This window comes from Pseudonocardia xinjiangensis, assembly GCF_012911925.1.
Taxonomy (GTDB): Bacteria; Actinomycetota; Actinomycetes; order Mycobacteriales; family Pseudonocardiaceae; genus Pseudonocardia; species Pseudonocardia xinjiangensis.
This window is the reverse complement of the sequence record NZ_JAAXKY010000156.1, coordinates 1-16,612: the sequence shown is the minus strand read 5'-3', so window position 1 is coordinate 16,612 and position 16,612 is coordinate 1. Positions and strand designations below refer to the sequence as shown.

General features: G+C 72.6%; 12 protein-coding genes. 9 read left to right on the top strand and 3 right to left on the bottom strand.

The annotated features are described in order from the left end of the window. The first annotated feature begins 34 nt into the window (after positions 1 to 34). The gene (locus HF577_RS31335; RefSeq protein ID WP_169399610.1) at positions 35 to 1,006 is read left to right on the top strand and encodes a quinone oxidoreductase family protein; all 972 of its coding nucleotides are present in this window, start codon (positions 35 to 37) and stop codon (positions 1,004 to 1,006) included. 265 nt (positions 1,007 to 1,271) lie between these two features. Here the strand turns inward: HF577_RS31335 and HF577_RS31330 are convergent, their stop codons facing one another. After that, entirely contained in the window at positions 1,272 to 2,321 is a 1,050-nt protein-coding gene (locus HF577_RS31330) for an extracellular solute-binding protein (protein ID WP_211175115.1), read from the bottom strand. 76 nt (positions 2,322 to 2,397) lie between these two features. Here HF577_RS31330 and HF577_RS31325 point away from each other — a divergent pair, with 76 nt between their 5' ends. Continuing rightward, positions 2,398 to 4,449 (top strand): S9 family peptidase, encoded by a 2,052-nt coding sequence (locus HF577_RS31325; RefSeq protein ID WP_169399609.1) that lies wholly within the window; start codon positions 2,398 to 2,400, stop codon positions 4,447 to 4,449. 210 nt (positions 4,450 to 4,659) lie between these two features. Further along, positions 4,660 to 5,880 (top strand): formaldehyde dehydrogenase, glutathione-independent, encoded by a 1,221-nt coding sequence (fdhA, locus tag HF577_RS31320; RefSeq protein ID WP_169399608.1) that lies wholly within the window; start codon positions 4,660 to 4,662, stop codon positions 5,878 to 5,880. Between the two features lie 18 nt (positions 5,881 to 5,898). Here the strand turns inward: fdhA and HF577_RS31315 are convergent, their stop codons facing one another. Further along, the gene (locus tag HF577_RS31315) at positions 5,899 to 7,329 is read right to left on the bottom strand and encodes an FAD-dependent oxidoreductase (protein ID WP_211175114.1); all 1,431 of its coding nucleotides are present in this window, start codon (positions 7,327 to 7,329) and stop codon (positions 5,899 to 5,901) included. A 148-nt stretch (positions 7,330 to 7,477) separates the two neighbouring features. Continuing rightward, positions 7,478 to 8,401 (bottom strand): heme o synthase, encoded by a 924-nt coding sequence (locus tag HF577_RS31310; protein WP_312859504.1) that lies wholly within the window; start codon positions 8,399 to 8,401, stop codon positions 7,478 to 7,480. A gap of 258 nt (positions 8,402 to 8,659) precedes the next feature. Here HF577_RS31310 and tkt point away from each other — a divergent pair, with 258 nt between their 5' ends. From tkt to pgl, 6 genes are all read left to right on the top strand, one after another. Continuing rightward, entirely contained in the window at positions 8,660 to 10,747 is a 2,088-nt protein-coding gene (tkt, locus tag HF577_RS31305) for a transketolase (protein ID WP_169399606.1), read from the top strand. A gap of 13 nt (positions 10,748 to 10,760) precedes the next feature. Continuing rightward, positions 10,761 to 11,870: a transaldolase gene (tal, locus tag HF577_RS31300; RefSeq protein WP_169399605.1), complete on the top strand. Its 1,110-nt coding sequence runs from the start codon at positions 10,761 to 10,763 to the stop codon at positions 11,868 to 11,870. 4 nt (positions 11,871 to 11,874) lie between these two features. Beyond that, positions 11,875 to 13,395 (top strand): glucose-6-phosphate isomerase, encoded by a 1,521-nt coding sequence (locus tag HF577_RS31295; protein ID WP_169399604.1) that lies wholly within the window; start codon positions 11,875 to 11,877, stop codon positions 13,393 to 13,395. A gap of 112 nt (positions 13,396 to 13,507) precedes the next feature. Beyond that, complete coding sequence (zwf, locus tag HF577_RS31290; RefSeq protein WP_169399603.1) at positions 13,508 to 15,058, top strand: glucose-6-phosphate dehydrogenase; 1,551 nt, start codon at positions 13,508 to 13,510, stop codon at positions 15,056 to 15,058. Positions 15,059 to 15,089: 31 nt separating this feature from the next. Further along, entirely contained in the window at positions 15,090 to 16,055 is a 966-nt protein-coding gene (gene opcA, locus HF577_RS31285; protein ID WP_169399602.1) for a glucose-6-phosphate dehydrogenase assembly protein OpcA, read from the top strand. After that, positions 16,055 to 16,612: 6-phosphogluconolactonase (gene pgl, locus HF577_RS31280; protein ID WP_169399601.1), on the top strand; the 558-nt coding region annotated here is incomplete at its 3' end. The genes opcA and pgl, both read left to right, overlap by 1 nt.

Here is a 16,612-nt window from a genome sequence, read left to right as displayed (position 1 = left end):
GCACCACTGCCCGCGCGCGAGGCATGATCGACCGATGCACGCCATCCAGATCAGCAGCGCCGGCGGCCCGGAGGTCCTGACCCCGGCCGAGCTGCCCGATCCCGAGCCGGGTCCGGACGAGCTCCTCGTCGACGTCGCTGCCGCCGGGGTCAACTTCATCGACATCTACCAGCGGGGCGGCACCTACCCGATGCCGATGCCGTACGTGCCGGGGCTGGAAGGCGCCGGGCGGGTGCTGGCGCTCGGCGACGGAGTCACCGGGTTCGCCGTCGGCGACCGCGTGGCGTGGTCCGAGGCGCTCGGCAGCTACGCCGAGCGGGTCACCGTGGCGGCGGAGAAGGCCGTGGCTGTGCCCGACGACGTGCCCGACGACGTGGCGGCCGCCGTGCTGCTGCAGGGGATGACAGCCCACTTCCTCGTCCACGACACCCATCCCGTACAGCCCGGCGAGGACGTGCTGGTGCACGCCGCGGCAGGCGGGGTGGGGCTCCTGCTCACCCAGTTCGCGGCGGCCCGCGGCGCCCGCGTCATCGCCACCGTGTCCACGGCCGAGAAGGAGGAGCTCGCCCGCGGGGCCGGGGCGGCCGAGGTGATCCGGTACACCGAGGTCGACGACCTCGCCGCCGAGGTCAGAGCACTGACCGGCGGCACGGGCGTCGTCGCCGCGTACGACAGCGTCGGGCGCACCACGTTCGACGCGAGCCTGGCGAGCCTGCGCCGCCGCGGGATGCTGGTGCTCTTCGGCGGCTCCAGCGGTCCCGTGCCACCCGTGGACCCCCAGCGGCTCAACAGCGCCGGCTCGCTGTTCCTCACCCGGCCCAAGCTCTTCGACTACGTCGCCACCCGCGAGGAGCTGACGGCCCGTGCTGGCGCCGTACTGGCCGCCGTCGCCGACGGCACCCTCGACGTCCGGATCGGGCATCGCTACCCGCTCGCCGACGCCGCCACCGCCCACGAGGACCTGCAGGCCCGGCGGACCACGGGGAAGCTGCTCCTGCTCCCCTGACCGCCTGCTTCACGCCCGCGAGTCGCCCGTTACACGCCCGCGAGTTGCCCATTCCGTGCCCGCGAGTCGCCCGTTCCGTGTCCGCGAGTCGCCCGTTCCGTGTCCGCGAGTCGCCCGCTCCACGCGCGCGAGTCGCCCGTTTCCTGCTGCGGGCGGCCGCGGTGACAGCGATGTGGTCCCGTGTCGCTGTTCCAGGGCGGCCTGCCGCCGCGACATGTGTCCATGACGCGGCCGGGGGCGCCGCCCGTCCTCGCGGTCAGAGAGGTCAGAGCAGCCCGACCTCCTGCAGCACGGCCTCGCTGCGGTCCAGCGAGCCGAGATCGGCGAGGTCCACGTCCGGCGGGGAGAGCGCAGCCAGTGGCCCGAGGTCGAAGGGCCGGGTCGGGGTCACCCCGTCCCGGACCGGGTACTCGCCGGTCGCGTCCACGAAGTACTGCTGGGCCTGCCGGGACAGCAGGAACGCGACCGCCCGCCGGGCCGCCTCCGGCTGGTCGCTCGATGCGACCACGCCCGCCGCCGCCACGTTCACCAGCCCGAGCGGGTCGTCCGCGACGTAGTGGTTGCGCACGGGGTAGCCGGCGGGGTCAAGGTCCGCGGTCTTCCGGAACAGGTAGTAGTGGTTCACCAGGCCCGCGTCGATCGTGCCCGCCGCCACGGCGTCCAGGATCGCGCCGTTGCCGTCGAAGCGCTGGGGACGCTGCGCGGCGAACGCGGTGAGCCACCGGCGGGCGCCCTCCTCGCCCCGGACGAGCCGCAGGCCGGTGACGAAGGAGAGCCACGAGGCGTTGGCCGGCGCGTAGCCCAGCCGCCCCGTCCACCGCGGGGCGAGCAGGTCGTCCAGGCCGCTGGGCAGGTCCGGCTCCGGGACCAGGTCCGGGTTGTAGGCCACAACCCTGGCGCGGGCCGTGACGGCCACCCACGTGGCGTCGGCGGCTCGGTAGCGCGCCGGCACCGGCTCCACGACGTCCGCCGGGAGCGGCGCGAGGAGCCCGGCCCCTCCGAGGCTGCCCAGCGCGCCGGCGTCCTGGCCGAAGAACACGTCGGCAGGCGAGCTGACGCCCTCCTGCAGCAGCTGCGCGGCCAGCTCGTCGGTGCTGCCGTAGCGGACCGTCACGTCACCGCCGACCGCGGCCTCCAGCCGTGGGAGCAGCGGGGCGACGAGCTCCTCGCTGCGTCCCGAGTAGATCGTCAACGGGTCCTCCGCCGACGGCCAGATCTGGCCCGGGACGCCTGTGCAGCCGGCCAGGAGGGCGAGCGCCACCACACCCACCACGCCGAACCGGTTCCGCCGCGGCAGCGGGGGTCGTCGATCCATTCGGCGCCTCTCCGTCGATGCGGAGCCGGAGACTATCGGGCGGGGGTGTGATCACCGGAAGCCGTGCTAGACATCGATGGTGACGGAGACCCCGCAGACACCGAACACGGCCTTTCACGATCTCCAGGACTACGTGGCACTCCCCCGCCTCAGCGGGCTCGCGCTGTCCGCCGACGGCACCCGCCTCGTCACCACGGTGGCGGCCCTCGTCCCGGAGAAGAACCGGTACCGCCCGGCGCTGTGGGAGGTCGACCCCACGGGAGAGCGGCCCGCGCGCCGGCTCACCCGCGGCCCGACCGGCGAGTCCTCCCCCGTCTTCACCCCCGACGGCGACCTGCTGTTCACCTCGGCGCGGCCGGACCCCGACGCGACGGAGCAGCCCGCCGACGCACCGCAGGCGCTGTGGCGACTGCCGGCGAACGGCGAGGCGCACGTGGTCGGCACCCGGCCCGGCGGCATCGGTGCTCCCGTGGTCGCCCGGGAGGCCGGCACGGTCGCCGTCACCTCGATGACGCTGCCGTCCGCCGTGACCGCCGACGACGACGAGAAGCGACGCAAGGAACGGCGCGAGAAGAAGGTCGACGCGATCCTGCACGCCGGCTACCCGGTGCGGCACTGGGACCACGACCTCGGCCCGGACGAGCCCCGGCTGCTCGTCGGGGCGCCCGGCGCGCTGCAGGGGGAGGGGTCCGTCGACTGGCAGGACCTGACCCCGGCACCCGGCCCGGCCCTGCTCGAGACGAGCCACGACATCACCCCGGACGGCACAGCGGTCGTCACCTCGTGGCAGCTCGCCGAGCCCGGCGGGTCGCTGCGCAGCATCCTGGTGGTGATCGACGTGGCCACCGGGGAACGGCGGGTGCTGGCCGACGACGCAGGCCACGAGTTCGGCCACCCGGTGATCAGCCCCGACGGCACCCAGGTGGCGTGCCTGCGGGGGTCGCTCTCCACGCCCGCCTCGCCGGCCGACTTCCGGCTCGTCGTGCTCCCGCTCGCCGGCGGGGTGGCGCGCGACGTGGCCCCCGGCTGGGACCGCTGGGTCTCCGACGTGCGCTGGACGCCTGACGCCGCGGCGCTCGTCGTCACCGCCGACGACGGCGGCCGTTCCCCCGTCTTCCGCATCGACCTGGGGGACGGCACCCTCACCCGCCTGACCGGCGACCACGGCGCCTACACCGACCTGCAGGTGGCGCCGGACGGCCGGTACATCTACGCGCTGCGCAGCGCCGTCGACCACCCGCCGGCGCCCGTCCGGCTCGATGCGGCCGCCGTGGACCAGCAGCCCGTGGCGCTGCCCGGGCCGGTGCAGTCCCCCGTGCTCCCCGGCACGCTCACGGAGGTGCACGCCACCGCCGCCGACGGCAGCCCGCTGCGGTCCTGGCTCGTGCTGCCCGACGGCACCACGGACAGCTCTCCCGCGCCACTGGTGCTGTGGGCGCACGGCGGCCCGCTGGGCAGCTGGAACGCCTGGCAGTGGCGCTGGAACCCCTGGCTGATGGCCGCCCGTGGCTACGCGGTGCTCCTGCCGGACCCTGCCCTGTCCACCGGGTACGGCCTCGACTTCATCGCCCGCGGCTGGGGCCGGTGGGGCGCGGAGCCCTACACGGACCTCATGACGATCACCGACGCCGCCGTCGACCGCCCCGACATCGACGGCGACCGCACGGCGGCCATGGGCGGCTCGTTCGGCGGGTACATGGCGAACTGGATCGCCGGACACACCGACCGGTTCCGGGCGATCGTCACCCACGCCAGCCTGTGGGCGCTCGACCAGTTCGGGCCCACCACCGACGCGTCGTTCTACTGGGTGCGCGAGATGACGCCGGAGATGGCCGAGCACAACAGCCCGCACCACCACGTCGACGCCATCGTCACCCCGATGCTCGTGATCCACGGCGACAAGGACTACCGGGTGCCGATCGGCGAGGGCCTGCGCCTGTGGTGGGACCTGGTCTCCCGGCACGACGGGGACCCGGCCGATCTTCCGCACCGGTTCCTGTACTTCCCGCAGGAGAACCACTGGGTGCTCTCCCCCCAGCACGCCGTCGTCTGGTACCGAACCGTCACCGCGTTCCTGGACCACCACGTGCTGGGCAAGGACTGGCAGACGCCCGACCTCCTGCGCTGACCCCTCCGGCCTGACACCGGCCGCCACGACGGCATCACCCGGATCCGCGAACGGGTGATGCCGTCATTGCGCCGACTGCCGCGTTCTCGCACGTGGACGATGCACCAAGTGGTCCGACGGCCGGGAAAGCTCAGCGCAACGGTGCCTGCTGCCCTTGCGCGGGCGGGCGCCCGCGAGTACGCCTCCAAGAGAAATCGAGGAGGAAACGAAATGGGTGGCAACAAGATCGTCGTATACAAGGAGCCCGGCGTGGTCTCGGTCGAGGACCACGATCCACCGAAGCTCGAGGTCCCAGCCGACGTGGCGAAAGCGAAGGGCTTGACGCAGAAAGCCCCACACGGCGTGATCCTGCGCAATGTCGCCACGAACATCTGCGGTTCCGACCAGCACATGGTCCGCGGGCGCACCACCGCCCCGCCCGGTCAGACACTCGGCCACGAGATCATGGGCGAGATCATCGAAAAGGGAGACGACGTCCAGTTCCTCGAAGTCGGTGACATCTGCTCCGTGCCGTTCAACATCGCCTGCGGGCGCTGTCGCAACTGCAAGGAGGGCCAGACCGGCGTCTGCCTGAACGTCAACCCCGCCCGGGCCGGGTCGGCCTACGGGTACGTCGACATGGGCGGCTGGGAGGGCGGCCAGGCGCAGTACGTCATGGTGCCGTTCGCCGACTTCAACCTGCTGAAGATTCCCGACCGGGAGCAGGCGCTGGAGAAGGTCCTCGACCTCACGATGCTGTCGGACATCTTCCCCACCGGGTACCACGGGGCCTACACCGCGGGCGTGACGACCGGGTCGACGGTCTACGTCGCGGGTGCCGGACCCGTCGGGCTCGCCGCGGCGTACTCGGCGCAGCTGCTCGGTGCGGCCGCCGTCATCGTCGGTGACCGCAACGCCGACCGGCTCGCGCAGGCGCGCTCGTTCGGCTGCGAGACGGTGGACATCACGGAGGACGCCTCGCTGGAGGACCAGATCGCCGAGATCCTCGGCATACCCGAGGTGGACTCCGCCGTCGACGCCGTGGGCTTCGAGGCCAGCGCACCCGGGAAGAACGCGGGGGAAGCCCCGGCCACCGTGCTGAACTCGATCATGTCGATCACGCGGGCGGGCGGCAAGCTCGGCATCCCCGGCCTCTACGTCACCGGCGATCCCGGTGCACCGGACGAGGACGCGAAGACGGGCACGCTCAAGGTGCGGCTGGGGCTCGGCTGGGCGAAGAGCCACTCCTTCACGACCGGGCAGTGCCCGGTGATGAAGTACAACCGCCAGCTGATGATGAGCATCCTGCACGACAAGGCCCACATCGCCGACGCGGTCAACGCGACGGTGATCCCGCTGGACGACGCGCCCCGCGGCTACGAGGAGTTCGACCGGGGCGCGGCGCGCAAGTACGTGCTCGACCCGAACGGGATGATCCCGAAGGCGTCCTAGCGCCTGCACCGCTGCGGGCTACACCGGAACGGTCACCCCCGCGGCGGCCAGCAGTTCACGGCGGTCGGGGCCGGGCACCGCATACTGCGGTGCTCCTGCCCCGGCCGCCAGCACGCGCTCGACCATCCCCGGCCTGCCGAGCACCTCCTGCGGCAGCGCCTGCATCGAGGCGATGTCGAGCATCCCGCGCAGGACGTCGGGGTCGCGGCGGGAGCCCGCGGCCAGAGCCTTGGAGGTCGTCCACCCGCGGTCCGCGGGCGCGTACGGCACGCCGCAACGATCGGCGTCGATCTCGGCGAGGCGGTGGCGGTCGCTGCCGATGGTGGTGCGGTACCACGGCTCGAGCACCGCCGCCGTCGCCTCGGCCCAGCGCCGGGACAGCTCTGCGGGACCCTCGCCGTCCGCGGCCCGCACCACGTCACGCAGCACGACCGCATGCGTCAGCGCCATCGACATCCCGCGTCCGACCGACGGGTTGGTGCAGGCCCACGCGTCGCCCACGGGAAGCACCCCGGTGACGACCGGCCGCCCGCCGGCCACGTAGTGCCGGATGCGGTCCTCGATACCGGCCATCACCCGCACGTCGCCCACCGGTTCGGCATCGAGCCACGCCGCGTTCGCCGGGAAGCACCGGGCCACCGCGTCCCACCGGTCGGCGTCCCGCAGGACACGCAGCTCCTTGTCCCGGGCACTGGCCGCGAACGTGACGCTCCAGGTCCCGCGGTCCGACGGCAGGGTCAGGATCGACACCGAGCTGTAGGCCTGGTTGACCGTGGCCTGCAGGGCGGGGAACGGGCCGTCGGCGCGGAAGAAGCGGGCGAAGTACACGAATCCGCTGTCCTCGCGCTCCTCGGCGGGCGCGACGCCGCCCGACACGTCGAGGAGCGCGGGCATCGTGGACCGCCGCCCGCCGGCGTCGACCACCAGGTCGGCGCGCACCTGCTCGCCGTCCGAGGTGGCCACCCCGACGACGCGAGGCACGCCCGTACGGTCCGGCGTGTCCGTCAGCACGCCCCGCACGACCACGCCGCGGCGGACCGTCACCCCCGACTGCGTCTCCGCGGACCGGGCCACGACGGCCTCGAGCACCGGGCGCCGCACGGCGAGCGCGACGTAGCGGTCGTCGCCGTCGCGGCGGCCCCCGGTGACCGACTCCGGCAGCTCGTCCACGAGGTCGTACTCCTCGGCACCCCCGGCGAGGAGGGCGGCGGAGACGGCGGGCAGCTCGGTCTCCAGCAGATCCCGGAACCGCGGGAGTGCGAAGTGCGGCAGGTGGAACTGCGCGATGCCGCGCCGGTCCCACTCCTCCCACGCGACCGCCGGCTCCGGGGGCGCCACCGGGTCACGTTCCAGGACGGTCACGCGGTGGCCGTCCTGTGCCAGGAGCATGGCCGTGGACAGACCGGCCACCCCGGCACCGACGACGAGGACGTGCAGGGACGCGGGCACCGATTACCTCCAGGGACAGCGGCCACGGGCGAACCGCCCGACAGAGGTCGAATGTCACGACGACCTCGTGCCAGAGGCTACGGCCGCTCGTGCGGTTCCCGGCCATGCGAAACCGAGAGATCGATCACCGATTCGGTGACCTGATCGGTCAGAAATGCAGTACCGGCAAACCCACGGCAGCATCCACCGCGATTGCGGCGAAGAGCACACACAGATACATGTTGGACAGATGGAAGAGCTTCATCGGGGACACGTCTCGCCCCGCGGCGACCCCGGCGTGGAGCCGGTGGGCCCGGTAGACGAACCACGCACCCCCGAGCACCGCCACACCCGCGTAGATCCAGGACGTGGCCGGCAGCAGCAGCAGCGTCCAGGCCGCCATCACCCACGAGTACGCGACGATGCGACGCGAGACCTGCACCGGTGTGGCCACCACCGGGAGCATCGGCACCCCGGCGGCCGCATAGTCGTCGCGGTAGCGCATGGCGAGTGCCCAGAAGTGCGGTGGGGTCCAGAAGAAGATCACACCGAACATCACCAGCGCAGGCCACTGCACGGACCCGGTGACCGCGGCCCATCCGATCACCACGGGCATGCAGCCCGCCGCGCCGCCCCACACGATGTTCTGGGACGTGCGGCGCTTGAGCAGCAGGGTGTAGACCAGCACGTAGAACGCGATGGCGGCCACCGACAGCCCGGCGGCCAGCCAGTTCGTGGTGAGCCCGAGCCACACCGCACTGAGCGCCCCGAGCGCGAGCCCGAAGATCAGCGCGTTGCGCGGGGGCACCTGGCCCTTCGCGAGCGGGCGCCGAGCGGTCCGCTTCATCACCGCGTCGATGTCGGCGTCGACCACGCAGTTGAGCGCGTGGGCGCTCGCCGCGGCAGCCGCTCCGCCGACGAGCGTGGCGACGATCAGCCACACCGACGGGATGCCGCGCTGGGCGAGGAACATCGCCGGCACGGTGACGACGAGCAGCTGCTCGATGATGCGGGTCTTCGTGAGCCCGAGGTAGGCCAGCACCGTGGCCCGGGCGCGGTACAACGCGGCCCGGAGACCCGGGACAGGCGGCACCTGCGACGCCCCCTGCTGGGACACGGGCACACTCACCGGCAACCTCAATCCGCGTGGTGGGACGATTGGACACACCGAGTTCTACGGCCTGTCGATGATAACCGGGGGCATGCGGGGCCACACTCGCGGGTAGACCGAGCGGGCACCGTAATGACAGTGATCACCCCAGTCGCCGCGCCGTCGGTAGGCTGACGCACAAGCCTGATGCGCTGAGGCGTACCGCGCCTGCGCCCCCATTTCGATACGTAGGGAAGTGCCGTGGCCGACAACGACATCGAGACACTCACCCGAGCCCATCTGCCCGCCGACTGGAGCGATCTGGACCGGCGCACCGTCGACACCATCAGAGTCCTCGCCGCCGACGCGGTGCAGAAGGTGGGCAACGGCCACCCCGGCACCGCGATGAGCCTCGCGCCGCTGGCCTACACGCTGTTCCAGCGGGTGATGCGGCACGACCCGACCGATCCGGACTGGATCGGCCGCGACCGCTTCGTGCTCTCGGCGGGCCACTCCAGCCTCACGCTCTACATCCAGCTCTACCTCGCCGGCTACGGCCTGGAGCTCGACGACCTCAAGGCCCTGCGCACCTGGGGCTCCAAGACCCCTGGTCACCCCGAGCACCGCCACACCGTCGGCGTGGAGATCACCACCGGACCGCTGGGGCAGGGCCTCGCGTCCGCCGTGGGCATGGCCATCGCCGCCCGCCGCGAGCGCGGTCTGTTCGACCCGGAGCCGGCGCAGGGCGAGAGCCCGTTCGACCACCAGATCTACGTGATCGCCTCCGACGGCGACATCGAGGAGGGCATCACCTCCGAGGCGTCGTCGCTCGCCGGGCGCCAGCAGCTGGGCAACCTCACGGTGATCTACGACGACAACAAGATCTCCATCGAGGACGACACCACCATCGCGCTGTCGGAGGACACCGCGAAGCGCTACGAGGCCTACGGCTGGCACGTGCAGGTCGTCGAGGGCGGGGAGAACGTCGCCGACATCGAGGCCGCGCTGGAGAACGCCAGGGCCGAGACGACGCGCCCGTCCTTCATCCTGCTGCGCACCATCATCGGCTTCCCCGCGCCCACCAAGATGAACACCGGCAAGGCGCACGGGTCCGCGCTGGGCGACGAGGAGGTGGCCAAGGTCAAGGAGATCCTCGGCTTCGACCCCGCGCAGACGTTCCAGGTCGAGGACGACGTGCTCGCGCACGCCCGCAAGGTCATCGACCGCGGCCGCGAGGCCCACCAGGCCTGGACCACGAAGTACGACGACTGGGCCGCCCGGGAGCCCGAGCGCAAGGAGCTGCTGGAGCGCATGCTCGGGCGCGACCTGCCGGTGGGCTGGGAGAAGGCACTGCCCAGCTGGGAGCCCGACGCCAACGGGCCGGCCACGCGCAAGGCGTCCGGAGAGGTGCTCAAGTCCCTCGCCGACGTGCTGCCCGAGCTGTGGGGCGGCTCGGCCGACCTCGCCGAGAGCAACAACACCACGATGGAGGGCGCCGACTCCTTCGGCCCCGAGGCCTCCGCCACGAAGATGTGGAACGCCCACCCCTACGGCCGCACGCTGCACTTCGGCGTCCGCGAGCACGCGATGGGCGCCATCCTCAACGGCATCGCCCTGCACGGCCCCACCCGCCCCTACGGCGGCACGTTCCTGACGTTCAGCGACTACATGCGCCCGGCCGTCCGGCTGGCGGCGCTGATGAAGTCGAGCGTCATCTACGTGTGGACGCACGACTCGATCGGTCTCGGCGAGGACGGCCCGACCCACCAGCCCATCGAGCACTACGCGGCGCTGCGCGCGATCCCCGGCCTCGCGTTCCTCCGGCCCGGCGACGCCAACGAGACCGCCTACGCGTGGCGGGCCGCGCTCGAACGGCCCGAGGGCCCGAAGGGCCTCGCACTCACCCGGCAGAACCTGCCGGTGCTGGAGGGCACGTCGTACGAGGGTGTCGCCCGCGGCGGCTACGTGCTGGCCGAGGCATCGTCCGGCGAGCCGCAGCTGATCATCATGGCCACCGGGTCCGAGCTGCAGATCGCCGTCGAGGCCCGCCGGGTGCTCGAGGACGACGGCGTGCCCACCCGGGTCGTGTCGATGCCGTGCGTCGACTGGTTCACCGAGCAGGACGATGAGTACCGCGAGTCGGTGCTGCCCGCCGCGGTCAAGGCCCGGGTCAGCGTCGAGGCGGGAATTGCGCAACCCTGGTACCGGTTCACCGGAGACGCGGGCGAGATCGTCTCCATCGAGCACTACGGGGCGAGTGCCGACTACAAGACACTGTTCCGAGAGTTCGGTTTCACCACCGAGAACGTCGTCGCGGCCGCGCGACGCAGCCTGGCGAAGACCTCCTGAGGAGCAGAACATCATGAGCAACGATCGGCTCGGCGCCCTGGCTGACGTGGGCGTCTCCATCTGGCTCGACGACCTGTCGCGGGAACGCCTGCAGACCGGCAACCTGCGGCAGCTCATCACCGACAAGCACGTCGTCGGTGTCACCACCAACCCCACGATCTTCGCGAGCGCGCTGGCGAACGGGGAGGCCTACGACCAGCAGGTCCGCGAGCTCGCGGCCCGCGGCGCCTCGGTCACCGACGCCATCCGCGAGATCACCGTGGCCGACGTCCAGCAGGCGTGCGACGTCTTCAGCGGCACCTGGGAGACCACCGGCGGCATCGACGGCCGGGTCTCCCTCGAGGTCGACCCCGGCCTGGCCCGCGACACCGAGGGCACCGTCGCGCAGGCGAGCGACCTGTGGAAGGCCGTGGACCGGCCCAACCTGCTGGTCAAGATCCCGGCCACCGAGGCGGGGCTGCCGGCCATCACCCGCGCGCTCGCCGAGGGCATCAGCATCAACGTCACCCTCATCTTCTCGGTGGAGCGCTACCGCGCGGTGATGGGCGCCTACCTCGACGGGCTGGAGCAGGCCGCCGCCAACGGCCACCAGCTCGCCGGTATCGCGTCGGTGGCCAGCTTCTTCGTCTCGCGTGTCGACACGGAGATCGACAAGCGGCTGGAAGCCGTCGGCACCGACGAGGCGCTGGCGCTGCGCGGCAAGGCCGGCATCGCCAACTCCCGGCTCGCCTACGCCGCGTACGAGAAGGTGTTCGCCGGCGAGCGCTGGGAAGCCCTCGCCGCGAAGGGTGCACGGGTGCAGCGGCCGCTCTGGGCGTCCACGGGCGTCAAGAACCCCGACTACCCCGACACGATGTACGTCACCGAGCTCGCCGTCGCCGGCACGGTCAACACGATGCCGGAGAAGACGCTCGACGCCGTCGCCGACCACGCCGAGGTCCACGGCGACCGCGTGAGCGGCACGGCAGGCGAGGCGCAGCAGGTGTTCGACGACCTCGAGCGCGTGGGCCTCGACCTCACCGACGTCTTCCTGACGCTGGAGAACGAGGGCGTCGACAAGTTCGAGAAGTCCTGGACCGAGCTCGGCGAGACCGTCGGCCACCAGCTCGAAGGAGCACGCTGACCACGTGACCGCACGACTGCTGTCGTCCGTTTCGCCGCAGGCCGACGTGGTCGAGCGGCTCGTCGGTGACGCCGTGGCGTCCCGGATCGCCGAGTGCGACCCCACGCTGTGGCCCCGTGCCGCGCGGCCGGGGTGGGTCGTGGCGCCACGGACGTCGCGGCCGCTGGTGGGCCAGATCGAGGCGCTGCGCGAGCAGCTGCGGGTCGCGGGGCAGGTACGGGTCGTGCTGGCCGCCGCGGGAGGGGTCGGGGTCGCCGCCGAGGCGCTCTCCGACGCCGACCCGCGGCTGATCGTGCTCGACACCACCGACCCGGCCCAGGTCGCCGACGCACTCGCCGGCGACCTGGCGGCCACGGTGCTCGTCGTGTCCGTGCCGCCGGGAGAGGATCCGGCGCCGGTGCAGCTGGTGCGCGACACCGTGCACCGCGCGTTCCGGGCCGACGGGCTCGACCCGGACGAGCACACCGTCGTCGTCACCGCCCCCGGGGGCCCGCTGCAGGAGCAGGCCGGCGCAGCCACCGTCGTGCTCGGCCCGTCCGACGTGGACGGGCTGTGGGCGGCGCTCACCGCGTTCGCTCTGGTTCCGGCCGGGCTCGCCGGCACAGACGTCGGCGCGGTGCTCGCCGACGCCGTCGCGGCCCGCGCCGCGCTGGCCGCCGACGACCCCGCCAACCCCTGCCTGACCCTCGGCGCACTGCTCGCCGCCGCACCGGTCGTGGCGCTCGCCGAGGACGGTGCGCCCGGTCTCGCCGAGTGGGCCGCCCAGCTCCTCGGGGGTGGCCTGGGCAAGGACGGGCGCGGGCCGCTGCCGGTGGTGGTCGAGGGCCCCGACGCCCCGGAGTGGGCCGACCCCGAGTCGGTCCGGCCCGGCACCCTCACCGCGGGCCTGGGCGAGGTGCCCGGAGCCGCGGTCACCACCGTGGGACCACCCGCCGCCCAGCTGGTGCTGTGGCAGCACGCCACCGCCGTGGCGGCGCATCTGATGGGCGTCGACCCGACCGACCGGCCCGACTCCGACCGCGGCCCGGCCGGGCAGAACGGCGGCAGCACCCCCGGCGCCGGTGCCCACTTCACCGACGGGGACGTCGACGTCCACGCCGGGGCGTGGCTGCCCACGGGCACCAGCACCGTCGCCGAGGCGCTGCGGGCCCTCGTGGGCACCGCGGAGGCGGGTGCGCACCTCACCGTCCACGCCTACCTCGACCGGCTCGACGACGCCTCGGCCGCGGTGCTGCGGCCCGAGCTCACCCGCCGCACCGGACTCCCCACCACCTTCGGCTGGGCGCCCCGCTGCCTGCCGGGCGGCGGGCAGCGGGACAAGGGCGGCCCCGCCGACGCCGTCGTCTGCCAGCTCACCGGCGACGCGGAGCCCGACCTGCCCGGGGAGCTCGCCGAGCTCCAGCAGGCGCAGGCCCGCGCCGACGCCGAGGCGCTGGCCGAGCGGGGCCTGCCGGTGCTGCGACTGCACTTCACCGATCGGGTGGCGGGCCTCGTCACACTGGCCAGGGCGGTGCAACAGCTGTAGACCAGGCTGGCACACGGCGTGAGCCGGCGTCGGCCGACGGCGCGTTCCACCGACACTTCCACCCGGAACCACCGAATACCGAACTGCCAACATCGAGAACTGGGAGACACCGATGGGAACCCGCACGATCGGGGGCGGCCAGTGGACCAACCCGCTCCGGGATCCGCGCGACAAGCGGCTCCCGCGGATCGCCGGACCGTGCAGCCTGGTGATCTTCGGGGTCACCGGCGACCTCTCCCGCAAGAAGCTCATGCCCGCCATCTATGACCTCGCCAACCGCGGTCTGCTTCCGCCGGGCTTCGCCCTCACGGGTTTCGCGCGCCGTGACTGGGACACGCAGGACTTCGGCCAGATCGTCTACGACGCGGTACGCGAGCACGCCCGCACGCCCTTCCGGCAGACGGTCTGGGACCGGCTCTCCGAGGGCTTCCGGTTCGTCCCGGGCAGCTTCGACGACGACGACGCCTTCGACCAGCTCGAGAAGACCGTCCGCGACCTGGACCGGGTGCGCGGCACGGGCGGCAACCACGCCTTCTACCTGTCGATCCCGCCGGGCGCCTTCCCTGTGGTGCTCAAGCAGCTGTCCCGCTCCGGGCTCTCCGCCCAGGACGGAGACCAGTGGCGGCGCGTGGTGATCGAGAAGCCCTTCGGGCACGACCTCAAGTCGGCCATCGAGCTGAACGAGATCGTCAACGACGTCTTCCCCGAGGACTCGGTGTTCCGCATCGACCACTACCTCGGCAAGGAGACGGTGCAGAACATCCTGGCGATGCGCTTCGCCAACCAGCTGTTCGAGCCGGTCTGGAACGCCCACTACGTCGACCACGTGCAGATCACGATGGCCGAGGACATCGGCCTGGGTGGCCGCGCCGGCTACTACGACGGGATAGGAGCCGCCCGCGACGTCATCCAGAACCACCTCCTCCAGCTCCTCGCGTTCACCGCGATGGAGGAGCCGACGTCGTTCTCCTCCGACGAGCTGCGCAGCGAGAAGATCAAGGTCCTCAACGCCACGAAGCTCGTCGGCCCGCTCGACGAGACCACCGCACACGGGCAGTACACCGGCGGCTGGCAGGGCGGCGAGCTCGTCAAGGGGCTCAAGGAGGAGGAGGGCTTCGACCCGAACTCCAACACCGAGACCTACGCGGCCATCACCTGCGAGATCGACACCCGGCGCTGGGCGGGCGTCCCGTTCTACCTGCGTACCGGCAAGCGGCTCGGGCGCCGCGTCACCGAGATCGCGGTGATCTTCAAGCGCGCCCCTCACCTGCCCTTCGACGCGACGATGACCGAGGAGCTCGGGCAGAACGCGTTCGTGATCCGCGTGCAGCCCGACGAGGGCGTCACGATGCGGTTCGGGTCGAAGGTGCCGGGCAGCCAGATGGAGGTCCGCGACGTCACGATGGACTTCGGCTACGGCACCGCGTTCACCGAGGCCTCCCCCGAGGCCTACGAGCGGCTGATCCTCGACGTCCTGCTCGGCGAGCCGTCCCTCTTCCCGGTGAACGAGGAGGTCGAGCGGTCCTGGGAGATCCTCGACCCGGTGATGGAGCACTGGGCCGCCGACGCCAAGGGGCCCGACCCGTATGCCGCGGGCAGCTGGGGCCCGGAGTCGGCCAACGCGATGCTGGCACGCACCGGGCGCACCTGGCGCAGGCCGTGAACTCCGAACGATCCGTACCCGGGAGCTGGACATGATCGTCGACCTGCCGTCGAGCACCACCTCGGCGGTCAACAAGAAGCTCGTCGAGCTGCGCGAGAGCAACGGCGTGCTGGCGCTGGGCCGCGTGCTCACCCTCGTGATACTCACCGACGACGGCAGCTCCATCGAGGGCGCCATCGAGGCCGCGAACGCCGCGAGCCGCGAGCACCCCTGCAGGGTGATCGTGCTCGCCCGTGGTCAGCGCAAGGCCGCGCCGCGGCTCGACGCGCAGATCCGGGTGGGCGGTGACGCGGGCGCCAGCGAGGTCATCGTGCTGCGCGGCTACGGCCCGCTGGCATCCGAGGAAGCCGGCGCGGGCATGGTGATGCCGCTCCTGCTCCCCGACGCGCCGGTCGTGGCGTGGTGGCCGGGCGAGGCCCCGGCCATCCCGTCGCAGGACGCGGTCGGGCGCCTCGCCCAGCGCCGGATCACCGACGCGCTGTCGTCCAAGAACCCGCTCAAGGCCTTCGAGCAGCGGCGGGCCCACCACGTGGCGGGCGACACCGACCTCACGTGGACGCGGCTCACGTCGTGGCGCGCGTTGCTCGCCACCGCGCTCGACGCGCCTCCGCACGAGGACGTCACCGGCGCCACCGTCGCGGGGGAGGCCGTGTCACCCTCCACCGACCTGCTGGCCGGCTGGCTGGCGGTCCGGCTCGACGCGCGGGTCAAGAGGTCCCCCGCCGAGGCCGGCCCCGGCCTGGTGTCGGTGCGGCTGGACCGGCGGTCCGGTCCGGTCGAGCTGCTCCGCCCGGACGGGAAGATCGGGAGCCTGCGCCAGCCCGGCCAGCCTGACCGGCTCGTCGCCCTCGCGCGCCGCGAGGTGCGGGACTGCCTCGCCGAGGAGCTGCGCAGGCTCGATCCCGACGAGATCTACGGCGCCGCGCTCGCGGGGGTCGGGCGGGTCACCCGGGGCCGGGCGCCGGTCAAGATTCCCGCCGTGACGGCCGGTTCCTGATGACCACCCCGGACATCGCGGTCCACTCGCACCCCAACGTGCTCGCCGCGGCCGCCGCGGCGCGGCTGGTGACCAGGCTGGTCGACCTGCAGGCGGCAGGCAACACCCCGAAGATCGTGCTCACCGGCGGCACCACCGGTGTCGCGGTGCTGGGGCAGATCCGGGCCAGCGTGGCACGCGACGCGGTCGACTGGAGCCGCGTCGAGTTCTACTGGGGCGACGAGCGGTTCGTGGCCCCCGACGACCCGGAACGCAACGAGAAGCAGGCCCGCGACGCGCTGCTCGACCACATCCCGGTCGACCCGGCGAAGGTCTTCCCGATGGGTGCCGACACGGGCAGCGGCCCGAGTGGCGCCGAGGCCGCCGCGCAGGAGTACGCCGAGGTGCTGGCCCGCGCGGCCCGGCCGGAGGACCACGGTCCGGTCCCGTCGTTCGACGTGCTGATGCTCGGCATGGGCGAGGAGGGCCACACGGCGTCGGTGTTCCCGCACTCCCCCGCCGTGTACGAGACCGAGCGTTCGGTGGTGGCCGTGCACGGTTGCCCCAAGCCCCCGCCC